The sequence below is a fragment of the Flavobacterium sp. Flavsp81 genome (genome assembly GCF_059491325.1).
Genome location: NZ_CP168505.1, coordinates 1,379,167 through 1,391,393, shown reverse-complemented (window position 1 = coordinate 1,391,393; position 12,227 = coordinate 1,379,167). Strand labels below are relative to the sequence as shown.

Genomic DNA, 12,227 nt, shown 5'->3' with positions numbered 1-12,227 from the left:
TCATAGGCACTGGTTTTTTGTTTGTTGAGTTAATTAAATGTTAATGAAAAGTCTAAAAAACAATGAAGATTGAATGCCAGAAATGAAAGCTGAAGAGTTTTGCCAATAAAAATGGCTCCGAACTCAGCTTAATCGCTGTCAAAGCTATTGAAATTACCGGGGAACAATGAGTGTGCCCACGACTGGTAAGACGTGAGCATTTTCACTTATTGTCTCAAGGTTATTTAAACGCGGTTTTCGATAACGAGATCCAAAGCGAATGCTTCAATGTTTTATGTAAAAAAATAACAAATACGCTAATTTAAACGGTGAATTATCACAAATATATAAAAAAAATATTCATGGTGATATATCACCATAAATATTTTTATTAAAAGTTAAAAATTGTACGTTCAAATTATGAATATGGCTAAAGAGGAACTACTTAAGGATTATAGAAAAAGATTTGGTGAAAATTTAAGAAAAATTAGAGAAGAAAAAATAAAAACCCTAAGCGGTGTGGATAGTCTAACAAGATTTGATGCCAGTAATTATAATAAATATGAAACAGGAGAAGGCAACCCAACACTTGAAACTATCGCAAGAATTGCTACTGGTTTAGGTGTTCATCCAAAAGATTTGCTGAATTTTGATTTTGAATTAAGATTTGATGATTTGCATAAGTGAAATTGCCTGAATGCAAAAATATAAAAACCATAAACCAGCAAATTTTTTAGCCTATTGAATACTTCTGTTTTTATTTATATGATATAGGCTCTACCTCTTGCAGTATCTTTTATAAATTCAGAGAGTTATTGCTACAATTGTTGCCGTTCTAACTCTTTGATGAAAAAAGTAGGGGAAATTTTTACTCTTGAATAAAAGGCATTAGTGAAGCGTTGTGTTGTGCTAAAACCAACTTCTTCAGCCAATGCTTTATTGGTATAATTCCGTATGACTTTATTTGTTTTCAAAAGTTCAATCAGGTAATCAATTTTAAGGTCGTTTATGTAATCTACAAATTTTTTACCTCTGTGAAAGTAAATTACTTTAGAGAGATATTTGGTATTAGAGTTAAAAGAGGCAGCCAGTTTTACCAATGTCCAATCCATTTCCAGGAATTTTTTATCCCGTTCAAATTTTTCCAATTGTTTCAGCAGGGCAACCACGGCATCAGGGTTGATATCCAATTCATCCAAAGGTATTTTTTTAAGCTTTGCCGTGTCTTTTGTTTTTTCATTTTCATCCATCAGCTCAGCGAATTTTTTTCCGTAATTTTTTCTATTTCTAAGATTTCTATAGGTTAGATAACAGGAAGAGCAGACCAATAAAGAAATAATAGAAATAAAAATTATTTCCGTATATTTTTTTCGATTCAAAGCTGTCTCTATTTTCTTCTTTTCTGTCAGCAATTTTTTGGTATCATAGTCTTTGAGCACTTTACCGTATAAATATTTATAAGTGACATTTGAAATACTATCTGTTTTGAGCAACTTGTTAATATAATAGAGTCCTGCTTCTGATTTTTTCTTTGTAATGTAATAATCAATCAATAGCTCGTACATTGCCCGAAGTTCAGGATGGATATACTGCTTTTCACTAAGCATTTTATCTGCCTTATTAAAATAGTATAATGCCTGTTGGGTGTTTTGTAATGCCCAATAGCTTTTACCAATATACAGGTAGCCTACCGTTTCATTTGCGAAATCTTTATTTGAGCGAATGCCCGGTAATGCGCTTTGGATAATTTTTATGGATAAAACATAGTTTTGCTTGAAATATTGGTTAACTCCTTCAGAATGATGGAAGTAATGTTCCATTTCACTAATGTTAAGTCTTTTTGTTTCTTCTAACCCTATTTTATTTGTCTCACTGCACAGGCCATAATTGCCCAATTTATTGTATGTAAGTCCAAGGGAATGTAATGAATTCAGATAGGCTCTGTCATTGTTGTTTTTAAAATGATTTACACAATCTTTAAACAATACCAGAGATTCATCATACAAACCGAGGTAATATTTAATAAGCGCCATATTGTATTTTATCTTGTAAAACAAATAATCGTCTTTTGTTTTGGAGATAAAGTCATTAGCTATGATGTAATTATCCAGAGCATCGGTATACTTCTTCTGCGCATAATAAACGACTCCTCTGGAGAGATATGCTGAGCCAATCAGTGCATTATTTTTAGACTTTTTTGCAGCATATACCATACTGTCTGTATAGATCAATTTTGATTTTTCGTCACGTTGCAGTAAAAGATGGTTTTTGTAACCATTAACAATTTCCTGCGAATTTTTTTCTGATTTCGCCTTTGACAAATAAGAAATAATATAAGGAGCTGCTTTAGAGGGATCTCTTTTAAAAAGATCAATTCGCTCATCTAAATATTCAAAATTTTTAGATTGTAATGAGTCCGAAATAGCATATGTCTTTTGTTGTGCAACAGTAAATTGTGTTGCCAATAATACAGACATGATTGGGTAAATATGCATGATATATAGATTTGGGGGGAGATATTCATAATAGTACGACCAAGAAATTTGTGGTATTTATACTTCAAAAGTAACACAAAGAAGTTATAAATAAAGTATTATTAAAATAAAATTATGTATGGATTTTCACGAAATCAATAGTACAATTCGCGGAATCCAATAAGCAATGATTTGCGGGTGATGATTTCTAATTTTAGTTTTGTTCTGAATTCAAATAATAAAGTTTGGTATTGTGCCAAATAAAAATTCTGCTTACCGGGTAAAATGAATTGAGCAAAAATAAAATGTTCAATAATATCTAAAAAACACCAAGAATCATGAAAAGACATATGCTAATTGGGATTTTAATTTTCCCATTGATTATGATTTCCTGTACTTCTGAAGAAAATATAGAGGATTTGACAATTGATAAAAAAAACAATTTTCAAAAACCTGCTATGATTTTATCAAACCCAGAAAACACATTAAACCCCTATGATAGTATAGGAAGACTTCACAATGAAGTCCTTGAAATATATTTGTCAACCAACTCTGATAATTCATTGTCAGAGAATATATCGACAGAAGACATTATGACACAAGTTCAATTGATCGCTTGCTCTGGTACCATCAATATTGCCAAGGATTGTAGCTCACCCTTTGCATATAATACTATTAATACTATTGTCACCAACCCAGAAAACAGTACTGTTAGTATTATTGAAAATTCAATATTGACTTTCCAGGGCAAGGCCGATCTTAGAACATTGATTGATTCCTTAGCTGCGATTAAGGACGAGTCATATCAGGATATTCATGAATTTATCGCATCATATGAATCTGAAATTCTCTCCAGTACTGTTTTGAATAATGAGGATAAGAGAATTATACTGACTACCTCATCAATTGCACGATATTCTGCTTATTACGATGAGATTAGGGATAGAGATTGGGATAGTTCAGTCGGAAACATTATAGGAGGAACAGTCGGTGCACTAAATTCATCTTTATCACCAGTTACTATGGCCTTGGTAACCGGACTCAGATGTAAGAATTCAACTGCCAATTGATACTTTAAGAATTCTGTACAAGCAATAATTTATCTTATAGTTATTTTCTACCTTCATGACTATAATTAAATAATTATTGCTTGTCTTATTAATTTTTGTTTCAGGCATATGCACAATAAATGCAATATGCAGTATGTACTTCATTAAATCATTAAAAAGAGAACCACCATGATTGAAGATTTCATAAATAACAAATTTGAGTCAGATAGCAAATTAGGACTGTTTGTTTGTTTTATTAAGCAAATTAAGGGTTACGATCCAAATAAATCTTTTAAGACTATCAATTTTACAATACTGTTGATTCGGTCAGGCAGTATAAAACTTCAGCTGAATAATCGAATTCAGGAATTTTCCGCACACGATTTAATTCTAATACCAAAGGATACCGATTGCCGTATACTCAACATGGATGAAGAGCTTCAGATATGTGTTATGGTATTTTCATGGGAATATGTAGTTAAAGAGAATTTGGTTGCACAGCAAAAGTTCTTTTTCCATTTTTTAAATTCAATAAATTCTCCAAGTATAAGTCTTGATGCTACAGACTTTAAATTGATGCTATGGCTTTTTAAAGTAATACATCTTAAAAGTAAAAAAGAAGAGCATTCTATTAACAGCAAAGAATTGGGACAGAACTCCATTACTCTTTTTTTGCATGAGATTCGAATGATTTATAATAAATACCAAAAAAATGATATGATTTTTTCACAAACAAGAAAAGGGCTTCTGGTATCACAATTTCTAAGCCATATTACTACACATTGCAAAGAGCAGCATAGTGTTGAGTTTTTTGCAAATGCGCTTTGTGTCACCCCTGCGCATTTAAACAAAATTGTAAAGAAGGTTACACATAGAAATGCCAAAGATCTCATATCTGAAGCCTTGATTACCAAAGCTAAGGCATTATTGGATAATCCCGAAATAACTATTGTTGACATAGCTGACGAATTAGAATTTAGTACTCCTTCGTCTTTCAGCACTTTCTTCAAAAGACGTACGTCACTTTCACCTTCTGAGTACCGCTTAACAATTGCCTAAAGGATTACATTCGTATTATAAATTAAGGTAGCTATAATTTATACCTAATTGCTATTTAAGGAGGTAAATTAGTTCATACTCATTTATGATTCCATCTGGAAGGTGAGAAACCAACAGTAATTCCGCCCCAGGTATGAAAAGATTTTCCTCCTTCATATTCTTTACTTCTGCCATAGAACGAGTATTTGGCATAGAAAAAATCACCTATAAGTACATTTAATCCGCCATTGATCTCAAACAATAATCTGTTAACCTGCGTATGTTCAATTTTATAAATACTTTTATCATTAAACATTATTCCTTCCAAAGTTGCATTATATGCTGCAATTCTGAAATCAGGTTCAATAAATAAATTAAATCTAATATTTTTTTTGGCTGTTTGTTTTGTAATTGTTGGAACTTCCACAATATAATCCTGCAATATATTAGAATTAAAGTTTAATAAATTCAATTTTATGCCTCCCTGTAGATTTATCATGTAGTTTCCGATATCTGCTTTGGCAACCCAGGAAGGGATAATCCACTGAAAATTTGATTTGTTTTTTGTGATTTCAATCAATCCTTCTAACTGGGAATTGTAATTAATGATTAATGAACCGTTAAAACCAATTTGATTATTCCAGCCTTGAGGTTCAGGTCTGTCTGAACCAAACCAATGATGTTTATGCATATAAGCCTGCACATTGCCTGGTTCCGGGGATCCTATTGAACCAATTATTAAATCGGACTGAAGAAACAGTTTTTTAGTTTTATTGTAAGAAGCATTGCCAAAACTAAAAAAAGTTAAAGAAGCGTAGGGGCGATCTCCCATAACTACCTCGCTGGTTCCAATGTCTTGTGGAGTATAAGCCGTTCCTCCAAATCCAAAACGCTGAACATTCAATACAGTTGGATCCTGTTTGAATTTGAAAAACGGCAACCATTTCCATTTTATTTCAGGAGTAAGTAATTCTATTTTAGCAGCACCAGTGTAGTTCTCATCTTTGTTATTAATGCCCAAAAAATCATTTTCAGTTGTCACTAGTACCTGAAAACCTGATTTACCCTGAGAAACAATATTAAGTGAATAAAAGAATATTAGAATTATTAAATACTTTTTCATAATTGATTCAGTTTTTAATTATTAAATCATTTTTCACCAACTAAACCATTGTCTTACATTTTCGGACAGGCTGTATTTGTATTCCATGTATTAGAATAACATCTGAAAAAAGAGCGAAATAATCAGCAATGGTATTTATCAGATATGGACAATCTTTATGTTTCATGAAGTCATTAATCCTGTAGTTGAAACAAAATACAAAATTAATAATATATTATTATTTGTAAGAATATTTCACCTTAATTTATTTGCTTATTTATAAGTATAAAACAAAATGTTAATTTGAATACATCAATTAAAGTTTAGAATGTATATTAAAAATATACAGATCTTGTTTTATTTAGTAATTGCAACAAATGAGACAGCTTTTTGATACAAAACAATACCATAGTTTGGTGAAGTTTTTATGATGTTTGCAATACAATTTTTTATTGCATGACAAGCTGAACGGAAAGAATGTTTTTAAATATTGACTTTAACTTAATTTGGTAAGAAACGCATTCATTATCATTTTTTGACAGAAGTTTTATTTGGATTAACGAGTTCTGCATTCTCGCAAGAGATAGTAAGAATTTTGAGATTATAGAAACATCTGCTTCTTTGCTGTAGAATTAATGTAAAAGGAGTTGATTGAGCCCTCTCCAATATACATTGAACATGACAATTTTTAAATTGAATGGTTAAGTTTAAGTTAGTTTGCTTTTTAAACTAGGGAGTTTTATAGTCTCCCTAGTTTTTTGTTGCTATTTTTGGATTTTTAATGATCAGTATTTCAAAGTATTGAAATTTTTAAAGAGAGTTATTAAAAATAAAGGACAAAAAACAATTGGTAACCTTGCAGAGGTATTAAAAAGAAATTAAAAACATTAGGCAACATGAAAAAAAAGAATCGTAAAAAAGTTATTTACGTTTTGACCAGTCTGGTTCTAATGATGTTTTTTGCCTGCAGCTCCAGCAGTTCAGTAAAAAAAGAATCAGGTGCAACCGTTCAGATCCTTCAGCAAGCCGGAGTTAATCCGATTGTAAACAGAGAATATCCAAATTATAATACAAGTCCCCTTCCTGCTGATGCAGCCGGTATGAAAAATACTGCTCCCGAAATTGCTGCAAAAATGGGCTTAGGCTGGAATATTGGAAACGCATTAGAAGCCATAGGAGGAGAAAGTGCCTGGGGGAGTCCAAAAATCACTAAATCATATATAGATTTTTTAAAAACGAAAGGCTTTAATTCCATAAGAATTCCTTGTACCTGGAATCAATATTCAGATCCAAATACCGGAGAAATCAGTAAACCATGGCTTAACAGAGTTAAAGAACTGGTTCAATATTGTGTAGATAACAAAATGTATGTATTAATTAACATCCACTGGGATGGGGGATGGCTCGAAAATAACGTTACCGAAGCCAAGAAACTGGAAAATAATGCAAAACAAAAAGCATTTTGGGAACAAATAGCCACTCATTTAAGAGATTTTGATGAACATTTAATATTTGCCAGTGCCAATGAACCAAATGTGGAAGATGCAGCACAGATGGCAGTTTTAACATCATACCATCAAACTTTTATTGATGCCGTTCGTGCTACAGGAGGCAAGAATGCCTATCGTATTTTGGTAGTTCAGGGTCCTGCAACTGACATAGGAAAAACGAATTCCCTAATGAATGTCCTGCCTGTTGATTCAGCAGATAAACGTTTAATGGTAGAGGTACATAATTATTCGCCTTTCCAGTTTACACTTTTGGAAAAAGATGCAGACTGGGGAAAAATGTTTTTTTATTGGGGAGAGAATCATCATTCTGCTATTGAACCTAATCGCAATGCGACCTGGGGTGAAGAAAAGGATCAGGATAAAAGTTTTCAGGAACTTAAGACAAAATTTACAGATAAAGGTATGCCCGTTATCTTAGGCGAATATGGTGCCTACAGAAGAGATGGACGTTCCCGGCTTCCTTTAGATATGACGGCTCATCAAAATGCCGTAGATTACTGGATAACTTATATTACAAAAAAATCGATAGATACTGGGGTTGTACCATTTTTTTGGGACATAGGTGGTGCTATAGACAGAAGTAATAACAAAATCCTTGATCAGCGTACAATTGACGCTATTAAAGCAGGGGCAAATTAAATTAATATATGTTTGCTTGCTTGCTGATAAAAGTTTGCCTAATCTATTGTTGATGAGCTTATATGAATTAGGGATTAAAAAAACGCCTGATGTTATTCTGAATGTAAACGGCAAGGCAGATAGATAAAAAACTTCGTTATATTTGATTTAGCAGAGAGTCAAAAGAGACAGAAACGAAAAGAGAATCAAAATACCTTTTTGATGAAAATTAAAAAGGCATTTTTACAATCGCTTCTTATTACCTGAGCTTATTAAAATACAACAGGACAAAAATTTCCTGATAAAAGAATAGAATGTTTGAAAGGATTTTATTTCTAAATAAGATCTTTTTGAATAAATACAGAAAAATTCAGCTTACCTATTTGCTTATAATACTCTAATTTTCTATTGACCATTTTAGTATGAAAAAAAATCTAAGACAAATCCGCATACATCTGCTCGTAACATTTTGGATTATTTCTTTCCAAAATAGTATTGGGCAGTCATCCTATGTTTTTCATCATTTAGAAACTAATGAAGGTCTTTCAAATAATAATGTAAAAACTATTTTGAGAGATAGTTACGGATTTCTTTGGATAGGTACAGAGTCTGGACTAAATAGATACGACGGATATGGATTTAAGGTTTATAAAATGCATCCCGGTGTATCTAATGCTCTGTCTTCAAATAATATAGTTGAACTGCAGGAAGATGGCCTGGGTAATATCTGGATAGACTTAGGATATTCTTACATGGTATATAAAAGAGATAAAGATTCTTTTTCAGACACAAAACAGTTGTTACTCAATCTGGGCATAGAGCCGGATCTTAATGCTAAAATTTTTGTCGATAAAAATCGTAATCTCTGGGTGTTGAACAAAAAGAAGGTGTTTTTTTATGATATTAAGAAAAAAAAGACTTCTGTATTCCAATTAAAAACTCCTCTAAAAGAGGGAGTCTCTATTGCTGATAATGGTGAATTTCTGTACGCAATTCAATATGATTCAGGGATCTGCTGGAAACTGAATAAAAAATCCAGGGTTTTAACCTTCATAGAATTACCTGATTTTATAAAACAGAATGCCATTAATGCCACTAATATAATTTATATAGACAGCAATAATGGGCTGTGGATTTGTTCAGATAAAAGTGAACAGGTTTTTTACAAAAAGAACTCAATTGAAGAGTGGAAAAGATTAGAATTGCCTTCAAAATTAAAAACTGAAGCCAATCATATAACAAGTATTATCGAAAACCAACCGGGACAAATCTGGATAGGAACAGACCACAAAGGATTGTTTATCTATGACAAAGCAAAAGATTTATTTAAAAATGTAGCATCTGATCCATGGGTTGAAACAGGTCCGTCATCGAACAGTGTGAAGTGTCTGTACAAAGACAACAATGAAACCATCTGGATTGGATACAATAAAAAGGGACTTTCGTTTTATCATGAAAGTTTTCGGAATTTTATCAATTTCCGACACCCTGAATGCTCCGATATTATGTCTATAATGGAAGATCATCATGGAAATATTTGGTTGGGAACAGATGGAAACGGATTGTATATAAAAGAAAAGAACTCAGAGACCATTAAGAAACTCCCAATTCCAAACATCGCGATAATATCTATACTGGAAGACAGGAAGCATCGTATTTGGATTGGTACCTATCAAAAAGGACTTTTTTGTTATGAAAATGGCAAAATGATCCAGTATACTACAAAGAACAGCAAAATAACCAGTAATAGTATTTGGAATTTAGAAGAAGACAGGTATGGAAATCTATGGATAGGATCATTAGGGGGAAAAATTCAGGTATTACAATCGGACTCGGATAATTTTAATGCTGTGATTACCCCATTTGATGATATTGTTTATGCGCTGGATATGTCTTATGATGGCGGTGATAAAATGTATGTTGGTACTGTATTTGGCCTTTTGGTAATTGATATCACGAATTATAAAAAGACTTTGTATCTTAGTAATAAGAAAGGAAATCAAACTTTTCCCCAATCTCTGATTTCAAATGTCTATAAAGATAAACGTGGCATTCTATGGTTAGGCAGTAATGAAGGACTGATGATCTGGAATCAAAAAAAAGACACTATTTATTATTTTGATAAAGAAAATGGATTATGTGATAATTCAATTAAAGGGATAACAGAAGATAATCTCAATAATATTTGGGTAACAACCAGTAATGGGCTTTCAATACTTACTGTTACGCCTGCATCAAACGGAGGATTTACTTTTTCAAGTAAAAATTACTCAGTCAAAGATGGCCTTATGAATAATTATTTTAATGATCGCGCTGTTTGCAAATTACAAAATAGTGATATTCTGCTTGGTAATGTCGAAGGATATACTATTTTGAATCCGAATAAAATATCTGAAAAGGACCAAACTACACCAAAAGTTATATTTACTGAATTGACAGTAGGTAATAATACTATTCAGGTAGACTCCTATTATGATGGACGCAAGTTGCTCGAACACCCAATGCAATTAACTTCCGAGTTAAATTTCAGGCATGATGATAAACTTATTTCCTTACAGTTTACTACAGGAAATTTATTGAATGCTGATAAAGTAAAATATATTTATCAAATAGAAGGCTTTGATACACAATGGGTGCCTACTCAAAATAATAAAATTGTAATATCCTCACTTCCAACAGGTAATTACAAACTTTTAATAAAAGCACGAAATGGTGATGGTGTTTGGAACAATGTCCCTACAGAATTATTTATAAATGTAATGCCTCCTTTCTATTTTTCAGTCTGGGCTTTTATCATATATGCCATTTTAATTATTAGTGCACTGACATTTTATGTGCGCAGAACAAAAGAAAATCATGTTGTAAAACTGGAACAGCAGCGTATGCAAATGGATCACGAGAAGGAAATACATATTAACGAGATAAAATTAAGGTTTTTTACTAATATCAGCCATGATTTGCGTACACCACTTACACTCATTATTACCCCTTTGCAGATTTTATTGAAAGATGCAGCCAACGAAAGCATGAGAAAAAAGTTGGGTATTATGTATAAAAATGCACAACAGCTAATGGCATTAATAAACTCACTGCTTGATTTTCATAAACTGGATGTTGGTGTAGAAAGGCTGAATTTAAAGTCCGGCGATTTTGTTAGTTTTATTAATGAAATTTACACTTCATTTTGTGTTTATGCAGAAGAACGTAATATTAATTTATTGTTGTTCACAGATATAGAAAGTTTAACAATGTCATTTGACCGGGATAAAGTTCAAAAGATACTTACAAATATACTTTCAAATGCATTCAAGTATACTTTAGACGGCGGTACCATCCGCATTCATATAAAACAAGCAAATGATACTGTTTCTGTAAGTGTTTCAGACACAGGATCCGGTATTAGCAATAAAGAAAAAGAACATATTTTTGAACGGTTTTATCAGGCTCAGCAAGAACAGGAAAAAACCGGGGCAGGTATAGGATTACATATTGTACATGAATATGTCAATCTTCACGGAGGAACAATAAATGTTACAGATAATGTGCCACGGGGTAGTATTTTTACCTTCCATATTCCAATTAAAATAGCTGAATTAGGTACGGTAGAAGAGTATTCAACAGAAATTTTTTCAGACGAACTTACTATTCAGGAAGAAGAAGGAACAAATAGCATTACAGATAAAAAAATATTATTATTTGTAGATGACAACAATGATTTTTGTGAATTTATTAAAGATAATCTGGAGGATGAATATTATGTGATAACTGCCAATAATGGAGAAGAAGCCTTGCAATTGCTGCAGAAGTTTAATGTAACCATTATTGTAAGTGATGTAATGATGCCTGTTATGAACGGAATAGAACTTTGCAGACAAATAAAAACTAATATTTATTGGTCTCATATTCCGGTTATCCTATTGACGGCACGTACCGCTGAAGAACATGTAATGGAAGGTTTGGAACTAGGCGCTGATGATTATATAACCAAACCTTTTAATTTTATTTTACTAAAACTGCGCATTCAGAAATTTGTAGAATGGACAGAGAAAAGTCATGTCTCGTTTAGCCAAAAATTAGATGTCTCTCCTGCAGAAATTACCATAACCTCTTTGGATGAAGTCCTGATCGCCAAAGCTATTAAAGTTGTAGAAGAACATATAAGCGACATTGATTTTTCTGTTGAAACCCTTAGTATAGCTTTAGGCCTGAGCCGTGGTCATTTATACAAAAAATTAATTGCCATTACCGGTAAGGGACCTATTGAATTTATCCGAACAATACGATTGAAACGCGGGCGTCAGCTTCTTGAAAAAAGCCAAATGCAAATTGCTGAAATAGCATATGAAGTAGGGTTTAATTCCCCGAAAAGATTTGCTAAGTACTTTAGAGAAGAATTTGGGTCCTTGCCTTCTGAATATCTGCGCATATATAAACAGCAATAATATCTGTTGAGAGG

Annotated in this window: 7 protein-coding genes; 5 read left to right on the top strand and 2 right to left on the bottom strand. The window is 32.3% G+C overall.

Features of this window, described 5'->3' with window-relative positions:
* The first annotated feature begins 405 nt into the window (after nt 1-405).
* Entirely contained in the window at nt 406-666 is a 261-nt protein-coding gene (locus ACEN92_RS05590; protein ID WP_495641383.1) for a helix-turn-helix domain-containing protein, read from the top strand.
* Between the two features lie 131 nt (nt 667-797).
* Here ACEN92_RS05590 and ACEN92_RS05585 read toward each other — a convergent pair whose 3' ends face one another.
* Complete coding sequence (locus ACEN92_RS05585; protein ID WP_495641382.1) at nt 798-2,474, bottom strand: helix-turn-helix domain-containing protein; 1,677 nt, start codon at nt 2,472-2,474, stop codon at nt 798-800.
* Nucleotides 2,475-2,791: 317 nt separating this feature from the next.
* Here ACEN92_RS05585 and ACEN92_RS05580 point away from each other — a divergent pair, with 317 nt between their 5' ends.
* Both ACEN92_RS05580 and ACEN92_RS05575 read left to right on the top strand, forming a co-directional pair.
* Nucleotides 2,792-3,523 carry a hypothetical protein gene (locus ACEN92_RS05580; protein ID WP_495641381.1) on the top strand — a complete coding sequence of 244 codons (732 nt, stop codon included), beginning with the start codon at nt 2,792-2,794 and terminating at the stop codon, nt 3,521-3,523.
* A 168-nt stretch (nt 3,524-3,691) separates the two neighbouring features.
* Nucleotides 3,692-4,561, top strand: coding sequence for a helix-turn-helix domain-containing protein (locus ACEN92_RS05575; RefSeq protein WP_495641380.1), 870 nt, complete (start codon nt 3,692-3,694; stop codon nt 4,559-4,561).
* A gap of 79 nt (nt 4,562-4,640) precedes the next feature.
* Here ACEN92_RS05575 and ACEN92_RS05570 read toward each other — a convergent pair whose 3' ends face one another.
* Nucleotides 4,641-5,663, bottom strand: a complete 1,023-nt coding sequence (locus tag ACEN92_RS05570) for a lipid A-modifier LpxR family protein (protein WP_495641379.1) — start codon at nt 5,661-5,663, stop codon at nt 4,641-4,643.
* A gap of 875 nt (nt 5,664-6,538) precedes the next feature.
* Between ACEN92_RS05570 and ACEN92_RS05565 the strand changes: the two genes are divergently transcribed.
* Together ACEN92_RS05565 and ACEN92_RS05560 are read left to right on the top strand one after the other, a co-directional pair.
* Entirely contained in the window at nt 6,539-7,792 is a 1,254-nt protein-coding gene (locus tag ACEN92_RS05565) for a glycoside hydrolase family 5 protein (RefSeq protein WP_495641378.1), read from the top strand.
* A gap of 401 nt (nt 7,793-8,193) precedes the next feature.
* Nucleotides 8,194-12,213, top strand: coding sequence for a hybrid sensor histidine kinase/response regulator transcription factor (locus ACEN92_RS05560; RefSeq protein ID WP_495641377.1), 4,020 nt, complete (start codon nt 8,194-8,196; stop codon nt 12,211-12,213).
* Nucleotides 12,214-12,227: the final 14 nt, after the last annotated feature.

Excerpts from the sequence above, each read along its gene's own strand:
- ACEN92_RS05590 (WP_495641383.1), top strand. The coding sequence starts at position 406 with ATGGCTAAAGAGGAACTACTTAAGGATTATAGAAAAAGATTTGGTGAA.
- ACEN92_RS05585 (WP_495641382.1), bottom strand. The coding sequence starts at position 2,474 with ATGCATATTTACCCAATCATGTCTGTATTATTGGCAACACAATTTACT.
- ACEN92_RS05580 (WP_495641381.1), top strand. The coding sequence starts at position 2,792 with ATGAAAAGACATATGCTAATTGGGATTTTAATTTTCCCATTGATTATG.
- ACEN92_RS05575 (WP_495641380.1), top strand. The coding sequence starts at position 3,692 with ATGATTGAAGATTTCATAAATAACAAATTTGAGTCAGATAGCAAATTA.
- ACEN92_RS05570 (WP_495641379.1), bottom strand. The coding sequence starts at position 5,663 with ATGAAAAAGTATTTAATAATTCTAATATTCTTTTATTCACTTAATATT.
- ACEN92_RS05565 (WP_495641378.1), top strand. The coding sequence starts at position 6,539 with ATGAAAAAAAAGAATCGTAAAAAAGTTATTTACGTTTTGACCAGTCTG.
- ACEN92_RS05560 (WP_495641377.1), top strand. The coding sequence starts at position 8,194 with ATGAAAAAAAATCTAAGACAAATCCGCATACATCTGCTCGTAACATTT.